Origin of the sequence: Nesterenkonia sandarakina, assembly GCF_014138825.1 — a bacterium.
Taxonomy (GTDB): domain Bacteria; phylum Actinomycetota; class Actinomycetes; order Actinomycetales; family Micrococcaceae; genus Nesterenkonia; species Nesterenkonia sandarakina.
The window spans coordinates 151,474-167,052 of sequence record NZ_JACJIH010000001.1; the positions used below are offsets into that span (position 1 = coordinate 151,474).

14 protein-coding genes and 1 tRNA gene are annotated in these 15,579 nt (G+C 69.4%); 9 read left to right on the plus strand and 6 right to left on the minus strand.

From position 1 onward, the window contains the following. Nucleotides 1-394 precede the first annotated feature (394 nt). A complete protein-coding gene (cpaB, locus tag HNR24_RS00715; RefSeq protein WP_182494707.1) occupies nt 395-1,123 on the plus strand; it encodes a Flp pilus assembly protein CpaB in 729 nt (242 codons plus the stop codon). Here the strand turns inward: cpaB and HNR24_RS00720 are convergent. From HNR24_RS00720 to HNR24_RS00735, 4 genes are all read right to left on the minus strand, one after another. Continuing rightward, nucleotides 1,103-1,456 carry an FmdB family zinc ribbon protein gene (locus HNR24_RS00720; RefSeq protein WP_058887278.1) on the minus strand — a complete coding sequence of 118 codons (354 nt, stop codon included), beginning with the start codon at nt 1,454-1,456 and terminating at the stop codon, nt 1,103-1,105. The genes cpaB and HNR24_RS00720 overlap by 21 nt on opposite strands. A 72-nt stretch (nt 1,457-1,528) precedes the next feature. After that, a complete protein-coding gene (locus tag HNR24_RS00725) occupies nt 1,529-2,344 on the minus strand; it encodes a 5-formyltetrahydrofolate cyclo-ligase (RefSeq protein WP_058887277.1) in 816 nt (271 codons plus the stop codon). A gap of 4 nt (nt 2,345-2,348) precedes the next feature. Beyond that, the gene (locus HNR24_RS00730; RefSeq protein ID WP_058887276.1) at nt 2,349-3,503 is read right to left on the minus strand and encodes a hypothetical protein; all 1,155 of its coding nucleotides are present in this window, start codon (nt 3,501-3,503) and stop codon (nt 2,349-2,351) included. Nucleotides 3,504-3,595: 92 nt separating this feature from the next. Then, complete coding sequence (locus tag HNR24_RS00735; RefSeq protein ID WP_232301656.1) at nt 3,596-5,275, minus strand: dolichyl-phosphate-mannose--protein mannosyltransferase; 1,680 nt, start codon at nt 5,273-5,275, stop codon at nt 3,596-3,598. 52 nt (nt 5,276-5,327) lie between these two features. Here HNR24_RS00735 and rsmI point away from each other — a divergent pair, with 52 nt between their 5' ends. The 3 genes from rsmI to HNR24_RS00750 all read left to right on the plus strand — a co-directional run bounded on the left by rsmI (nt 5,328) and on the right by HNR24_RS00750 (nt 9,290). Beyond that, nucleotides 5,328-6,263 carry a 16S rRNA (cytidine(1402)-2'-O)-methyltransferase gene (gene rsmI, locus HNR24_RS00740; RefSeq protein ID WP_058887274.1) on the plus strand — a complete coding sequence of 312 codons (936 nt, stop codon included), beginning with the start codon at nt 5,328-5,330 and terminating at the stop codon, nt 6,261-6,263. Between the two features lie 54 nt (nt 6,264-6,317). Then, a complete protein-coding gene (locus tag HNR24_RS00745; RefSeq protein ID WP_182494708.1) occupies nt 6,318-8,192 on the plus strand; it encodes an AMP-dependent synthetase/ligase in 1,875 nt (624 codons plus the stop codon). Nucleotides 8,193-8,366: 174 nt separating this feature from the next. Continuing rightward, the gene (locus HNR24_RS00750) at nt 8,367-9,290 is read left to right on the plus strand and encodes a PDDEXK family nuclease (RefSeq protein WP_182494709.1); all 924 of its coding nucleotides are present in this window, start codon (nt 8,367-8,369) and stop codon (nt 9,288-9,290) included. A 53-nt stretch (nt 9,291-9,343) separates the two neighbouring features. Here HNR24_RS00750 and HNR24_RS00755 read toward each other — a convergent pair whose 3' ends face one another. Next, complete coding sequence (locus tag HNR24_RS00755) at nt 9,344-9,493, minus strand: hypothetical protein (RefSeq protein WP_182494710.1); 150 nt, start codon at nt 9,491-9,493, stop codon at nt 9,344-9,346. A gap of 1 nt (nt 9,494) precedes the next feature. Between HNR24_RS00755 and HNR24_RS00760 the strand changes: the two genes are divergently transcribed. From HNR24_RS00760 to HNR24_RS00775, 4 genes are all read left to right on the plus strand, one after another. Continuing rightward, a complete protein-coding gene (locus HNR24_RS00760; protein ID WP_310735358.1) occupies nt 9,495-10,514 on the plus strand; it encodes a TatD family hydrolase in 1,020 nt (339 codons plus the stop codon). Further along, nucleotides 10,511-11,569 carry a 16S rRNA (adenine(1518)-N(6)/adenine(1519)-N(6))-dimethyltransferase RsmA gene (gene rsmA / locus HNR24_RS00765; RefSeq protein WP_182494711.1) on the plus strand — a complete coding sequence of 353 codons (1,059 nt, stop codon included), beginning with the start codon at nt 10,511-10,513 and terminating at the stop codon, nt 11,567-11,569. Before HNR24_RS00760 ends, rsmA begins: the two co-directional genes overlap by 4 nt. Nucleotides 11,570-11,578: 9 nt before the next feature. Next, the gene (locus tag HNR24_RS00770; RefSeq protein WP_058887271.1) at nt 11,579-12,568 is read left to right on the plus strand and encodes a 4-(cytidine 5'-diphospho)-2-C-methyl-D-erythritol kinase; all 990 of its coding nucleotides are present in this window, start codon (nt 11,579-11,581) and stop codon (nt 12,566-12,568) included. 124 nt (nt 12,569-12,692) lie between these two features. After that, nucleotides 12,693-13,427: a hypothetical protein gene (locus HNR24_RS00775; protein ID WP_182494712.1), complete on the plus strand. Its 735-nt coding sequence runs from the start codon at nt 12,693-12,695 to the stop codon at nt 13,425-13,427. A 52-nt stretch (nt 13,428-13,479) separates the two neighbouring features. Here HNR24_RS00775 and HNR24_RS00780 read toward each other — a convergent pair whose 3' ends face one another. Continuing rightward, nucleotides 13,480-15,366, minus strand: coding sequence for an ABC-F family ATP-binding cassette domain-containing protein (locus tag HNR24_RS00780; protein WP_182494713.1), 1,887 nt, complete (start codon nt 15,364-15,366; stop codon nt 13,480-13,482). A gap of 128 nt (nt 15,367-15,494) precedes the next feature. Here HNR24_RS00780 and HNR24_RS00785 point away from each other — a divergent pair. Next, nucleotides 15,495-15,566: transfer RNA gene (locus HNR24_RS00785), tRNA-Gln, on the plus strand. The last annotated feature ends 13 nt before the right edge of the window (nt 15,567-15,579 follow it).

The window sequence follows — 15,579 nt, forward strand, 5'->3', positions numbered from 1 at the left end:
GCCGCACCTGATCTCCACAGATCCGCCCTCGACGACGCCTCAGAGGGCCGCTCCGGCGACGCTGGGAGGCATGCAGAACGCCGATTCAGCTCGCCGGATGCCGGCGGCTCCCCCTGAGACCACCGCAGCGTTCATTCCGCAGCGACCCCGGCGGGCACGAATGCCGGTCCCGGGACCGGGTCCACGACGGGGCGGACCCAGCAGTCTGGCTCGCCCGGGCAGCTCGGGTCGCCAGGGTCGCAAGGGTCGCCCGCGAGGCCTGGACAGTTCGGGCAGCCTGGGCAGTTCGGGTCGCTTGGAGAGCCTGGCCAGCTCCGGTCGCGCGGTCCGTTCGGAGCGCCGGTCTTCCGCGCCTGACGTGCCGGGTCGGAGGAGGAGGGTCCGTGAGTCCTCGGTGCGACCACCACGGGTCAACCGGCGCCTGCGTGGTCCTGGCCTGCCGCGATGGGTGCAGCGTTTCCGGATACCGCTGGCACTGCTGCTGGGACTGGGCGCCGCCGCGGCGTCGGTGCTCGCCGGTGCCGAAGGTCAGCTGGAGACCACCTCGGCGCTGCGCGTGACGGCTGATCTCGGCGTGGGAGAGCGGCTGAGCGCCGCCGTGATCGAGGAGGTCCAGGTCGACGCCGCGGCGGTCCCGCGCGACTACGACGTGGAAGTCGAGCAGATGCTCGGGCGGCAGGTCGCGGTTCCGATACCGGCAGGAGCGCTGATCCACCCGGAGCAGCTGGTGGGCCCAGGCCTGCTCGCCGGGCAGGACCCGGGCACCGTCGCGGTGCCGGTGCGACCGGCTGATCCTGCGATGGTGGCGCTGCTCACCCCGGGCCAGCGGGTGGACGTGCTGGCCTCCAGCGACACCCTGGAACGCGGCTCATCCTCGCAGCTCGTGGCGACTGCGGCGCCTGTGCTCTGGACTCCGCGAGACGACTCGGAGACCTGGCTGCCCAGCGGGAACGAGCCGGGTGGGGTGGTGATCCTCGCCGTGGACCCAGCGACCGCAGAGTCCATCGCCGAAGCCACGCAGGAGGGACGGCTGCACCTGAGTCTGCGCGGTACCGTGGAGCCGTCCGGCCCCGCAGATCGGCAGAGGGGACCCGCCGGGGGTTCAGCTGGAGGAGCTCGATGAGCCCGAGCTGGAGGCCCCGGCCTTCGAGGCCTGCGCCCCGGACGCGGCCTTGCTTGCGCCGGCTCCCGAGCCCGATTTCTCAGAGGAGCTGCTGGAGCTGCCGGATGACCCGTCCCCGCTCGAGCGCTTCGAGGAGTCGGTCCCGGCGCTGGACGCGGCCCGGGAATCCGTGCGGTAGAAGCCGGAGCCCTTGAACGAGACTCCGACCGAGCCGAACTTCTTGCGCAGCGTGCCCTGGCATTCGGGGCAGATGGTCAATGAATCGTCGCTGAAGGTCTGCACGATGTCGAAGGCATGGCTGCAGTCCTTGCAGGCATAGGCATAAGTGGGCATCGGTTCCTCAGAGGTGAAGGTCGCTGGTAGGTCAGCTGCCACCGGTCGGCCGGGGGCAATGCTGCCAGTCGATTATAGAGCCCTCAGCCTGGTGGCTCCGCGCTCGGTCGCGATGGCGTGCACCCGCAGGTCATGGGGCTCCACGGGGAAGGACCCCGGGCTGAGCACCTCTGCGGCGTGCACCACGGCGATCAGACGCAGCGCGGCACCGAGGTCGCTGCCGGCGCCGAGGTCGCTCCCGGCTCCGAACGAGGTGTCATAGAAGCCGCCCCCCTGGCCCATGCGAGCGCCGTGGTCGTCCACGGCCAGGCCTGGAACCAGGATGGAGAGTCCCTGCGTGTGAAGTTCCTGCAGTGCCTGCGTGCTCAGCCGGTCACCCTGGGGCTCATCGATGCGGGCGAAGGCGCTGCGCTGCAGGACCGCCTCAGGAGTCCAGCGCACCCACTCGAGGACACGGCGGTCCGGGCTGGCGATCACCGGGACGTACACGGCGCCCCCGCCGGCGGCGTGATCGGAGAGGAAGGCGCGCACGTCGGGCTCCCCGGGCATCGGCAGGTACCCCGCCACGGCGGCGCCCGGGGGCACCAGCGTGGCCAGGACCCTGGCCAGCGCCTGGCCGCGGCTTGCGATCTCCGCGGGTGTCAGGCGCCGCCGTGCCGCTCGAAGCCGGGCTCGGGCTGCAGCCTTGGCAGCTGCGCCGCCGGGCTCGGCGCCGTCCGTCACCCGCGCTGAGCCGGGAGCCGAGTCGAGCGCTGAGCCGGGAGGTGAGCCGTGCGCCGAGTCGGGCAGACCGGCTGCCCGGTCGGAACCCTCGCCTGCCGGGTCGGAGAGTGCGGGTCGGGGTTCCGCACCGAGGCCCGGGGTGCTCTGGGGATCGTTGTCTGCCATCGGTTCAGCGCAGGGATTCGGACTGGACCAGGCTGGCGCGCAGAGCCTCCGCGGCGTCGGCCAGACGGGGGGAGAAGGTGAACTGGGCACTGAGCCGCAGCAGTGCAGCCCGCTCGTAGGCTTCCAGGGCGTCGGCGGGGACCCCGTTCCGGTAGGCCGTGTCATTGATCAGTCCCACGACCACCGCGCGACTGGCGGCGTCCCAGAGCCCGCGCAGCTCGTTCCATTTGGCGCAGGCGCGCAGCCCGCCCAGATCCAGTGCGGGATGCGCCCACCCGGCATTGGAGACCTTGACCAGGGCCGGTCCCTGATCGGCGGAGTAGAGCAGGTCCTCATCGCGGAGCTGGCGGTGAGCCGGGACCATCCGACGCTCCGGGATCGCCGCCAGGGCATCACAGGCCGCGCTCACGCTGGCGTGGAAGAGCTCAGGGCCGAGGATGTAGGGACGGATGAGTGATTCCCAGTGCTGGAGTCGTCGGATCTCCGCGGCCGCTCCGTGCACCGGGGCGCTGGCGGGAAGCTCGCCGGGGTGCTGGATCGCGGTGGACCAGGCATCCAGCGACTGATCCCAGGCGGTCTCCCAGACCTCGGCGCCGAGCCGGTGCGGTCGGTGCAGGGAGACCCCGGGCAGCGCCTGGAAGGTGGCGGTGGAATCGCAGTGGCCGGTCAGCCGGGGGAGCCGGAACGGACCGGAGAACGCCTGAGCGCGCCGCAGACCGTCGAGCAGCGACTGCGCCTGGCCGGGGGGCAGCACCACGGTGTAGCTCTCCTCCGATCCGGTGCGGTGATGCACCACGGCTCTGAGTCCGGGTTCATGGGCGATCACGACTCCGGCGTCGGCAGCCTGGTGCAGAGCGGGCAGTCCGGGATCGGTATGGTGCGGGAACAGGTCCAGCACGGCGGTGCCGCCGGCGGCGCCGTCGTCATCCTGGACGCGGTAGTGGCCCGCCCGCCGAGCACGCCGCGAGGTGGCAGAACCGCGACGCCCAGCACCGGCCGGAGAATCGGGCCGCTGGGTCTCATCGCTCTCCTCGGCGGAGATGACTTCCACCGCCAGCACCCGTGGCTGACCGGGCACCGGCCAGGCCCGCTCCACCGACCAGCGAGCGCCCTCGGCCCACTGGGTTCGCGAGGGCAGTGATGCAGCGGGGTCAAGCATGCGGGTGGCGTTCCTTTCGGCAGGTTCTGCTCTCTCCAGCTTAGGCCCGGCCCGCCGGAGACCACCGCTGCAGGCCGGGCGTGTGGGCAACCTCAGAGCCAGGAGTCGATCCAGATCCGCATCCGCCACTGCTGGTAGGGAATCATCTCCGCGGTCCATAACGGCAGGAAGAACGCCGAGGCGGCGACGCAGAGCATCACGAAGCACAGCAGGATCACCGTGTTGCGCTGGCGCGCCGCCAACACCGCCGCGACGCTGCGCGCGGTGCCGTCGGCCCGGTGACCACCGGTGCCGATGCGCAGCACCAGAGCGGCGACGGCGGTCAGGGCCAGGATCAGGAACGGGTGGTAGCTGATCGTGTAGAAGAAGAAGGTGGTCCGCTCGGGGAAGAGCAGCCACACCAGGTACCCGGCCGCGAAGCCCGAGAGGATTGCGCCATAGCGCCAGTCCCGGCGTCCTGCCCAGAGCAGCGCCACCAGCAGCAGCGCCAGCAGCCCTGCCCACCAGATCACCGGGTTCGCCAGGTCCAGGACGGCGGAGGAGCAGGTCTTTGCCCCGCACACCTCCCCGGTGGGCTCATGGACCTCCCCGGCGGAGATCGAGTCGTAGTGCATCGAGACCGGCCGCCCCATGAACGGCCAGGTCCACGGGGAGGACGCATAGTCGTGTCCGCTGCTGAGCCCCTGATGGAACTCGGTGGCGGAGACGTGGTAGTTCCACAGTGACCGGATCGGGTCCGGGATCAACCGGGCGAGACCCTCTGCCGGGTGCGAGAGGTGCCACTGCCGCCCCCATCCACCCTGCGAGCTGAGCCAGCCGGTCCAGCTGGCCAGGTAGGTGGCGGCCGCGACGGGGAGCACCGTGAGCACCGCAGGCACCGCGTCCTTGAGCAGCCCGGACCGGGCCCAACGTTCGACGCCGGCCAGGCGCCGTGCCTGCAGATCCCACAGGATGACCATGATCCCGAACACCGCTAGGAAGGCCAGTGCCGAGAGCTTGACCGCCACAGCCGCCCCCAAGAGCACACCGGCCAGCAGACGCCACGGCCGGACTCCCAGCCACGGTCCACCCGCCAGAGCCCGCCCCAGGTCAGATTCGCGGCTGAGCGCCCAGGCGGCAAGCCGCCGTCGTCCGCTGTACCGGTCCGCCAGCAGTGCCCCGAACGCCGCCAGCACGAAGAGCATCAGGAAGATGTCCAGCAGCGCCACGCGGCTCATCACCAGGTGGTGGCCCTCGATGGCGGTCAGCAGTCCGGCGAAGGCGCCCAGGAAGACGGAGCGGAACATCCGCTGCGCGATCAGAATGATCAGCAGCACCGCGAGAGTTCCCGCCACGGCCGCGGAGATCCGCCAGCCGAAGGCGCTGTCCTGCCCGAAGACCCGCAGCCCGGCAGCGATCAGCCACTTACCCAACGGCGGGTGCACCACATAGGAGCCGTCCTCGGTGGGCTGCGGGTTACCGGCGAGCCAGGCGTCGTCGGCCTCCTCCGGCCAGACCAGCTCGTACCCGGTGAGCATCAGCGCATAGGCGTCCTTGGCGTAATAGGTCTCGTCGAACATCAGCAGATGCGGGGTGGAGAGGTCACGCAGACGCAGAATTCCAGCGAAGAGCGTGATCAGCGCGGGAAGCACCCAACCCCAGAGACCAGGCCGGAACGGTTCGGCGTGGAGTCGACGCTGCAGCTGAGCGAGCCGATCGGCCGCGGGCTCGCGAGGGCCACCGGTCACCCCGGCAGGGTCCGGCTTAAGGCGGGCAGGCTCAGCGGGGATCACTATGGGTATGCTACTTGGCGCAAGCCGGTCACCGATCAGAAGCGGGCGTGTCATGGATCCAGCCGAGACCTCGCGACCAGCGAGCACCCGGGAGCCCGCCGATGCCAGCCTCTGGGACACCCCGATCGTGCTCGCCGCGACTCCGATCGGGAACCTGGGCGATGCCACCGACCGGCTCAAGCGTCTGTTGGCGAGCGCCGAGGTGATCGCCGCCGAAGACACCCGCACCGCGCGCCACCTGGCCAGGGCGCTGGAAGTCACCTTCCATGCCCGGATGGTCAGCCTGCATGAGCACAATGAGGCGTCCCGGTCCGAGGAGCTCGTGGAGCAGGCCAGAGCAGGCACCCGGATCCTGGTGGTCTCCGACGCCGGCATGCCCTCGGTCTCTGATCCGGGCTTTCGGCTGGTCGAGGCGGCCATCGCCGCCGGCGTCGGGGTGACCGTTGCCCCCGGAGCCTCGGCGGTGACCACGGCGCTGGCGCTCTCCGGGCTGCCCACCGACAGGTTCAGCTTCGCCGGGTTCGTCCCGCGCAAGGCCGGAGAGCGCAAGAAGCTGCTCGACCGGCTGGTCACCGAAGAGTGGACGACGGTGCTCTTCGAGTCCCCGCACCGGATCGCTGCCACGCTGCGTGAGTTCGCCGTGGCGCTGGGCGAGGACCGTCCGGCGGCGCTGGCCCGGGAGCTGACCAAACGCTACGAGGAGGTGCTGCGTGGGGGGCTCGGTGAACTCGCCGCAGAAGCTGCGCAGCGCCAGCTCCGCGGGGAGATGGTCCTGGTGATCGGCGGCGGCTCAGCCGCCGGGGCCGGCAGTGAGCCGATGAGCCTCCAGGAGCTGGCCGGCGTCGTGCTGGACCGGGTGGCCGAGGGGGTCAAGCTCAAGACTGCGGCCAAGGAGATCGGTGCGGCGCACGGGGTCCCGGCCAGCGAGATCTACGACGCGGCCCTGCTCCGCAGGCGCGCCGAAAGGTCAGCGGGAACAGTAGACTGAGCCGCACAGCGGAGAGGCACTCCAGCGCAGGGGAATCGATGAGCAGGCGGGGCCATGACAGAGGAGCACACGGGCAGCGAACAGGCTGCTCAGACGAGCAGCACGACCATCCGCGAGGCGGCCACGGCGCAGGTCGCGTGGCTTCAGCCAGAGCGCAACGCCACTGACGGGGTCCTCGATCTCTTCGCCGCCCGCCCGAACCAGCCGGTGTACGCCGTGCCCAACGGGACCGGGGGCTGGGTAGACGTCTCGATCACCAGTTTCCTCGACCAGGTCCGCGGCGTCGCCAAGGGCCTGATCGCGCTCGGCCTGGAGCCCGGAGACCGGATCGCGGTGATGGCGCCGACCTCCTACAACTGGGCGGTGGTTGACCAGGCCATCTGGTTCACCGGCGCGATCTCGGTGCCCATCTATGAGACCAGCTCACAGCACCAGGTCGGTGAGCTTCTGGAGGACTCGGGTGCGAAGCTGGCACTGGCCGGCAGCAGCGAGCTGCAGGACTGCCTGCGCGCCGCCGGGGCGAAGCTGAAGGCGAACCGGCCCACTGTCCTGCCCATCGAGGAGCTGCGTCAGCTCGACGACCTCGCCGCCTCCGGTGAGCACATCTCCGACGATCAGCTCGAGGCCGCCCGTTCCCGGGCCGGGCTGGACGACGTCGCCACGCTGGTCTACACCTCGGGGACCACGGGTCGGCCCAAGGGTGTACGCATCACCCACCGCAACCTGGCCGAGGGGGCGGCGAACATGCTGCCCTTCGCGGACGAGATCCTGGGCGAGGGGGAGTCCCGCACGCTGATCTTCCTGCCGCTGGCCCATGTGCTGGCACGCGCGGTGCAGCTGATGTGTCTGCACCGTGGGGTCCAGGTGGCGCATTCCCCCGGTTCAGCGACGCTGCTCGAAGACCTCGCCAGCTTCCGGCCCACCTGGCTGCTCGGAGTGCCGCGGGTCTTCGAGAAGGTCTACCACGGGGCGGCGACCAAGGCCCGAGCCGAAGGCAAGGGCAAGATCTTCGAGGCCGCACGAGAGACAGCGGTCGCGTACTCCCGGGCGCTCCAGGTCGAGGCCGCGGGGGAGGGGCCCGGCCCCTCGGTGCGGCTGCGAGCCCGGCGAGCGATGTTCGCCCGGCTGGTCTACTCCAAGCTGCATGCCCGTCTGGGCGGCAGCGTCCGCTACATGATCTCCGGCGCCTCCACGCTGAACTCCGAGATCGCGCACTTCTTCACCGGAATCGGGCTGCCGGTCCAAGAAGGCTACGGGCTCACCGAGTCCACGGCGCCGATCACGCTGAACATCCCTGGTGCCACGCGCATCGGCACCGTCGGGATCCCGGTGCCGGGCAACACCGTCCGGATCGCTGGAGACTCTGAGGTGCTGCTCAAGGGCCCGGTGGTCTTCGACGGGTACCACAACAAGCCCGAGGCGACCGCGGAGTCCTTCGACGACGACGGCTTCTTCCGCACCGGGGATCTGGGCACCCTGGACGAGGACGGGTTCCTCACCCTGACCGGGCGCAAGAAGGATCTGATCGTCACCGCAGGCGGCAAGAACGTCTACCCGATGCCGATGGAAGAGGTCATCCGGGCACACCCGCTGGTCGCTCAGGCCCTCGTCGTGGGAGACGACCGTCCCTATGTCGCGGCGCTGGTCACCCTGGATGCCGATGCGGTCGCGGACTGGTGCCGGCTCAACGGGTACCGGTCACTGTCACTGATCGACGCCGCCAAGCACCCCAAGGTGCGCCAGGAGATCGGCCTCTCGGTGGAGGCCGCGAACCGGCGGGTCTCGCGGGCAGAGTCCATCCGGAAGTTCGAGCTGCTCGACGTCGAACTCTCCGAGGAGTCCGGGTACCTGACACCCTCGCTGAAGCTGCAGCGGCACCGGGTGCTCGCCGACTTCCAGGGCGTCATCGACTCGGTCTACGCGAACTGACCCGCCGGGTCGCGGGCGTGCCGCTGCATCGCTGGGGCGCAAACGGGTGGAATAGCCCCACATGCAGTGCCTGTTCCACCTGGATTCGCCCCAGCGATGCCGAGATCTCGATTCTGCGGGCCTGGGACTGTGGAGAACTCGGAGGGACCCCGGAACTAGGTCAAGATGTTCCCCATGCGGCGTCCGCAGCAGCTTCCTCCGAATCTCAAGGACCGGGCGTTCTCACGTGCCGATCTTCGCTCGCTCGAACTCTCGGAGGAACGGGTCCGTCGTCGCGACGTTCGCCGCCTGACCCAGGGGCTGTACACCGCGGTTTCAGAGCAGGGTTCCCTCAGCGATGCACTGGAGCTCGCCCGCACGCTGCCGGAGTGTTGGGTCTCGCACGCCACGGCGGCCCGACTCTATGGATGGGACCTACCGCGCAGGTTGGGGGAGCGCGAGAGCATCCATCTCACTCAGCCGCGGGGTTCGAATCGTCGAATCAGGCGCCTCGAGGTGATCAGTCACCGGCAGGCCGCCGACGCTGAGGATCAGTGGATGATCGCCGGGGCCCGGGTGGCGAGCCCGGCGCGAACCTGGTTGGACCTCGCCGGGCAGCTCGGGGAGGTGGAGCTGATCTGCTTCGGTGATCACCTGGTGCGTCATCCCTATCCGCGATTCGAGGCGAGGCGAGGACCGTATACGACGATCCGCGAGCTCCACGTGACTCTGGCCCGCGCGAACGGCGTCCCGGGTCGACGTCGTGCGTTGGAGGCTGTGCGGCACGTCCGCGTGGGAGCTGACTCGGCCGCGGAAACCCGGCTGCGCTTGTCTCTGGTGCGTGCCGGGCTGCCTGAACCTTCGCTTCAAGTCCCTGTGCACCCTGGGGACCTGCGGGCGCGGTGCGCCGACCTCGGATATCCGGATCTGAAGATTGCCATCCAATACGAGGGTGCGACCCATTTCAGCGCAGAGCAGGCGATGGCCGATCAGAGGCGGGACAACGTCTTTCTCGCCGCAGGCTGGATCGTGCTGCGCTTCAACGCACGGGATCACGCCGAGGGGTTCGCCTCCGCAGTGCGTCAGGTGCGCGGCGTCATTGCACACCGTCGAGGGTGACCTACCAGGCATCCGTGGGGCAGAAACGGGGGTTATGGGCACGGATTCACGCGTCATTCCACCTGTTCTCGCCCCAGGGATTCAGCCGGGTCGCTGTGCGGGGCCGCCGCCGGGCCGCCGCCGGGCTGGTGCCCGGTTGCTGGGTCGGCGTCACGGGCGGGGCGCGGGCGGTCCAGCAGGGGGTGGGCGATAGAGTTGATCACCGTGAGTCAACAGCAGCGAAACCTCGCAGAGGCCGAGTCCAGCCCCGCTGCGGTGCCGGGGGAGACCCCGCCCGCCTACCGTCCGGCGCAGTCCGACGACGACGCGCGCTCGACCGCCGCCGCTGCCACCGGCGCGGGGTCCGGTCCCGCTCGGGACCAGACAGAGGAGAAGTCCGGGAAGAAGCGTCGGCTGCAGTACCCGCCGGCCCCCGAGCCGCTGTCGGTCCCGGTGATCGACAACCACGCGCATCTGGACTTCCGGGACGGGCAGATCGCGGTCTCGGTGCAGCAGGCTCTCGAGGCCGCCCGGGCCGTCGGGGTTCTCGGAGCGCTCTGCGTGGGCTACGACGTGGCCTCCTCGGAGTTCTCCGTGACCGCAGCCGAAGAACACCCCCAGCTCAAGGCCGCAGTGGCGCTGCACCCCAATGACGCTCCGGTGCTCGCGGCCCAGGGAGACTACGACGCCGCATTCGCCAGGATCGCCGAGCTCGCCCGCCATGATCAGGTGGTCGCGATCGGGGAGACCGGGCTGGACTTCTACCGCACCGGTGAGGAGGGCATCGCCGCCCAGCGACGCAGCTTCGAGGACCACATCGCGCTCGCCGTCGAACGCGGACTTGCGCTGCAGATCCATGATCGCGACGCCCACGCGGAGGTGGTCGAGGTGCTCGACGCCGCGCCGGCGCTGCCCCGCGCGGTGGTCTTCCACTGCTTCTCCGGAGACGCCGAGCTGGCCCGGATCTGCAACGCCAACGGGTGGTACATGTCCTTTGCCGGCACAGTCACCTTCAAGAACGCCCATGCGCTGCGCGAGGCGCTCGCGGTGGCTGATCCGCAGCTGATCCTGGTGGAGACCGACACTCCCTTCCTGACCCCGCACCCGCACCGCGGCCAGCCCAACGCGCCATACCTGATCCCGCAGACCATGCGGTTCATGGCCGAGGTGCGCGAGACCGGCCTGGACTCGCTGTGCCAACAGGTCATGCTCAACACCACGCAGGCCTACGGGAGCTGGACATGAGCGATCAGCCAGCCCCGCAGGAACCGGCCCCGCAGGAACCGACGCCGCAGGAACCGACGCCGCAGGGTTCAGCCCCGCAGCTGCTCTCTGCTGCGCATGTGCGTGCGCTGGCCGAGCAGCTGGGCGTGCGCCCCACCAAGCAGTGGGGGCAGAACTTCGTGATCGACCCCAACACGATCCGGCGGATCGTGAGCCTCGCGGAGCTCGACGGCAGCGAACACGTGCTCGAGGTCGGCCCGGGGCTCGGCTCGCTGACCCTGGGTCTGCTGGATGAGTCCGCGATGGTCAGCGCCGTCGAGATCGACCCCAAGCTGGCGGCTCAGCTGCCTGAGACGGTGCAGCGGTTCCGACCCGAGCGTGCCGGAAACCTGCGCGTGCTGGAACAGGACGCGCTGAAGCTCACCCCTGCCTCCTTCACCGACCTCGGTGACGGTCAGGGCCCGTCGGTCCTGGTCGCGAACCTGCCCTATAACGTGGCGGTCCCGGTGGTGCTGCACCTGCTCCAGATCCTGCCCTCGCTGCGCAAGGGCCTGGTCATGGTGCAGGAGGAGGTCGCGGACCGGCTGTGCGCGGGTCCCGGCTCCAAGATCTACGGTGTTCCCAGTGTGAAGGCAGCCTGGGACACGAACATGCGCAAGGCTGGCGTGGTCGGCAAGCGTGTGTTCTGGCCCGAGCCGCGGATCTCCTCGGGACTGGTCCGCTTCGACCGGCGCGCCGAGGCCTCCGATGAGCTGAGCCGCGAAGAGGTCTTCGCCGTGATCGACGCCGCCTTCGCCACCCGACGCAAGACCCTGCGTGCCTGCCTCGCCGGGCTTGCCGGCTCGCCCTCCCGTGCCGAGGCGGCGCTGCGAGCCGCCGGGGTGGACCCCTCGGCCCGCGGTGAGACCCTGGAGATCACCGGGTTCACCGCGATCGCCGCCGCGCTGCGCGACGCCCCGGCCGACGCCGACGCAGATGTCGACGACGTCGACGCCCCAGCCGGTACCGAAGCCGCGGCCGACGGCGACGACTCGGGTCCAGCCGGTGCGGCTCCGCGTGTCAGTGGCGAGAAGTAGGGTCGAGGCATGCGCGATAGCGAATTCTTCGGACATGTCACCGCCGTGGCTCCGGGCAAGATCAATGTGAGCCTTCGGGTCGGTCCGCTGCGCGAAGACGGATACCACGAGGTCGCCACGCTCTATCTTGCGGTCTCCCTCTACGAGGAGGTCTGCGCCGAGCGGCGCGAGGACAGCGCGATCACGGTGAGCCTCTCGGAACACTCCGTCTTCACCGAGGTCCAGACCCGGGACCCGGAGACCGGTGAAATCGTCGCCGCGGCGATCCCGCTGGACGAGCGGAACCTGGCGCACCAGGCGGCCTCGAAGCTGCGCGACCGGCTGGGGATCACCGACGGGGTGGACCTCACGATCACCAAGAACGTCCCGGTCGCCGGGGGCATGGGCGGAGGTTCCGCCGATGCAGCCGCCGCGCTGGTGGCCTGCTCGGCTCTCTGGGAGGCGGGGCTCTCCAAGGAGCAGCTGGCGGAGATCGGCGCCGAGCTCGGCGCCGATGTGCCGTTCGCGATCCTGGGCGGAGCCGCCGTGGGACAGGGCGTGGGTGACCAGCTCTCTCCGCTGCTGACCAGGGGTGAGCTGCATCTGGTCATCGTGCCGGCCAACACCGGGCTTTCCACGCCCAGCGTGTACGCCACCCTGGATGAGATGCGCGCCGCGGCAGGCGTCCAGGCCGAGGCGCCGGAGCTGGATTCCGACCTGGTGCGGGCCGTCTGCACCGCCGACGCCGAACTGGTGGCCTCACTGATGGCCAACGATCTCCAGGCCCCGGCCGTCGCCAGCCTGCCCTCCCTCGAGGACATGATGGACATCGGCATGATCGAAGGGGCGCTGCAGGGCATGGTGTCCGGTTCCGGACCCACTCTGGTGTTCCTGGCCCGGGATGCCGAGTCCGCCCACCAGCTGTGCACCAGCCTCGAGGAACGGACCGAGGTCTGGGCCGTGCCCGTCACCGGCCCAGCCCCCGGGGCGCGGCTGATCAACAGCCGGGAGAGCGACTGAGCTGACCCCGCGCGAAGCAGCTGCGCCAGCCACCCGTCTGATTCCCCGCAGGTCAGTTCCGCAGCAGAGGATTCCAGGGCATACTTCAGGCAGCTGAACTCCTCCTCGCGAAACAGGTCTGACCATGAACCGCAGAGTGTTCCACTCCGTCCTCTTGATTCCCGCCGCGGCGCTGAGCATGGTGGCCTGTGCACCTGCGACCTCTGCTGTGGAGTGGCTCGTCTCGGCGGGCTCGGACTGCGGCGGTTCGGAGCGTGCGGAAGCTTCCTCGACCCATTCGGAGGACACCACCGAGGCGTCCGAGGTTCTCGAGGTCCGCGCGGCCATCGAGGACTTCAATGACTCGCTGGCTGAGGTCGACGTGGAGGGCATCTACGAGCGGCTGCCCGAGGAGGCGGACGTGGGCTGGACGCAGTACAAGCCCCAGGTCTACGAAGAATCCAGAGGACACCTGGGCGAGGTGCTTGAGCACACGGACTACGCCGGGGATGTCGCCGATGAGGAGACTAGCGCCAGTCCGGAGGACATCGACGACGTCGTGCTCGCCTTCACCCACGCGTCGTACTTCCACTACGCATATGCGTTCTTCAACGAGCTCGAGACGCCGTACATGATCTTCGACAACGACTACATCGTCGTCGACGACCAAGGCACGCATGCTCAGGTGTACATCGTCCCGAACCCGGAGGTGGACGGTTCAGGAGGCGGGTGCTCCCAGGAGGTTGTCTGGGCGCTCATCGATGACCAGACTCCGATCGAGCTCAACAAGGCGCAGGACGGCACCTGGGTGATCGACGCCAGCACCCTCGCCCCTGAAAGCGGCCCGAACTACCTCGAAGTCGGCGACGAGTGGCTGTGACCGCTCGCTTCCAGCATCAGCCGGTCTGAGCCTGCTTCGCGACCGCCCAGCCTCAGCCGACCTTCTCGGAGAGCTCCAGCCAGCGCTCCTCCAACTTTTCGTTCTCGGCCTGCAGCCGGGTCACATCGGCGGTGAGCTTGCCCAGACCCTCGAAGTCGCTGGGATCGTGATCATTCATCTGGCGCTGCTTCTTCTCGATCTGGGTGATCAGCTTCTGCATCTTGCGCTCCAGCGAGCCGACCTCCTTGCGGACCTCGCGCTCCTCGGCGCCGCTCAGCGTGGTCCCGCCGGCCAATGACGGGGAGGAGGTCTTCCTCGCCTCACGGCGTGCCGCGGCCGCGGCCTTCCCGGACGTTGCCCCGTTGTTGGCGGCGCCACCTCCAGAGCCGGAGCCCCCTGAGCCGGCGCCCTTCGGCTCGCCGGAGCCGCCGTTGGCGCGGGCGGCCTTCAGTCGCAGATACTCCTCCACGCCGCTGGGGACATGGCGCATCTGGCCGTCGAAGATCGCGTACTGCTGATCTGTCACGCGCTCGAGCAGGTACCGGTCGTGGGAGACCACGATCAGGGTTCCGGGCCAGGAGTCCAGCAGGTCCTCCATGGCGGCGAGCATGTCGATGTCCAGGTCGTTGGTGGGCTCGTCGAGGATCATCACATTGGGTTCGGAGAGCAGCACGAGCAGCAGCTGCAGGCGGCGTCGTTGTCCGCCGGAGAGCTCGCCGACCCGCGCGGAGAGGTGCGCGGTGGAGAACCCGAGGCGCTCCAGCAGCTGCGCCGGGGTGTGCTCCTTGCCGTCGATGACCACCTGGGTCTTCTCGCGGGCCAGGACCTCACGGACCCGGTCGCCCTCGATGGCCGCCAGCTGGGAGAACTGCTGATCCAAGGTGGCCAGGCGCACGGTCTTGCCGCGCTTGACCCGGCCGGTGTCTGGCTCCAGCTTCCCGGCCACCAGGTTGAGCAGCGTGGACTTCCCTGCGCCGTTGGCGCCGAGGATTCCGGTGCGCTCACCAGGACCGATCCGCCAGGTGACCTCGTTGAGGATCGGCTTGCCGTCGAAACCGATGGAGGCATCCAGGACGTCGACCACGTCTTTGCCCAACCGGGCGGTGGCCATCTTCTTGAGCTCGATCGGATTGCGCGGAGGCGGGACGTCGGCGATGAGCGCGTTGGCCGCCTCGATGCGGAACTTCGGCTTGGTGCTGCGGGCGGGGGCGCCGCGACGCAGCCAGGCCAGCTCTTTCTTCATCAGGTTCTGCCGCTTGGCCTCCACTGTGGCGGCCTGACGGTCCCGCTCCACACGCTGCAGGACATACGCCGCGTAGCCGCCGTCGAAGGGCTCGACCACACCGTCGTGGACCTCCCAGGTGGTGGTGCTGATCTCGTCGAGGAACCAGCGGTCGTGGGTGACCACCAGCAGGCCGCCGGAGCTGCGCGGCCAGCGACGGTTCAGGTGGTTCGCCAGCCAGGAGATGCCCTCCACGTCGAGGTGGTTGGTGGGCTCATCCAGCGCGATGATGTCCCATTCGCCCACCAGCAGCTTCGCCAGCGCCACGCGACGCCGCTGCCCGCCGGAGAGCTCGGAGATCTTTGCCTCCCACGGGATATCGGCCACCAGCCCGGCGATCACATCCCGGATCTTCGCATCGGAGGCCCACTCGTGGTCATCGGCGTCGCCGACGACCGAATAGCCCACAGTGTGCTCATCGACGAGGTCATCGGACTGGTCCAGCACACCGAACTGCACCCCCTTGCGCCGGGTGACCTGACCGGCGTCGGGCTCCAGCCGACCGGTGAGCATGGCCAGCAGCGAGGACTTGCCGTCGCCGTTGCGTCCGACGACGCCGACGCGGTCGCCCTCATTGATGCCGATCGTCACCGAATCGAAGACGGTGCGGGTTGGGAATTCCAGGTGAAGGGCCTCGGCCCCGAGAAGATGTGCCACCCATCCAGGGTAATGGCAGGCCCGCGCACCGGTTTCATCCGGTGAGTCTGCGCATGCGAAGATGGAGAAGCGCGTGGCCGGAGCTGAGAGTGTTCGCAGCGCCGAGCACTCTGGAACCGCCGTCGCACTCCGCCTTGGTGTAATGGCAGCACGCCAGCCTTTGGAGCTGTGCAGTCTAGGTTCGAATCCTAGAGGCGGAACGGCAGTCAAGAT

Excerpts from the sequence above, each read along its gene's own strand:
- HNR24_RS00770 (WP_058887271.1), top strand. The coding sequence starts at position 11,579 with ATGCGCGATAGCGAATTCTTCGGACATGTCACCGCCGTGGCTCCGGGC.
- HNR24_RS00720 (WP_058887278.1), bottom strand. The coding sequence starts at position 1,456 with ATGCCCACTTATGCCTATGCCTGCAAGGACTGCAGCCATGCCTTCGAC.
- rsmI (WP_058887274.1), top strand. The coding sequence starts at position 5,328 with ATGGATCCAGCCGAGACCTCGCGACCAGCGAGCACCCGGGAGCCCGCC.
- HNR24_RS00750 (WP_182494709.1), top strand. The coding sequence starts at position 8,367 with ATGCGGCGTCCGCAGCAGCTTCCTCCGAATCTCAAGGACCGGGCGTTC.
- HNR24_RS00775 (WP_182494712.1), top strand. The coding sequence starts at position 12,693 with ATGAACCGCAGAGTGTTCCACTCCGTCCTCTTGATTCCCGCCGCGGCG.
- HNR24_RS00725 (WP_058887277.1), bottom strand. The coding sequence starts at position 2,344 with ATGGCAGACAACGATCCCCAGAGCACCCCGGGCCTCGGTGCGGAACCC.
- HNR24_RS00730 (WP_058887276.1), bottom strand. The coding sequence starts at position 3,503 with ATGCTTGACCCCGCTGCATCACTGCCCTCGCGAACCCAGTGGGCCGAG.
- rsmA (WP_182494711.1), top strand. The coding sequence starts at position 10,511 with ATGAGCGATCAGCCAGCCCCGCAGGAACCGGCCCCGCAGGAACCGACG.
- HNR24_RS00745 (WP_182494708.1), top strand. The coding sequence starts at position 6,318 with ATGACAGAGGAGCACACGGGCAGCGAACAGGCTGCTCAGACGAGCAGC.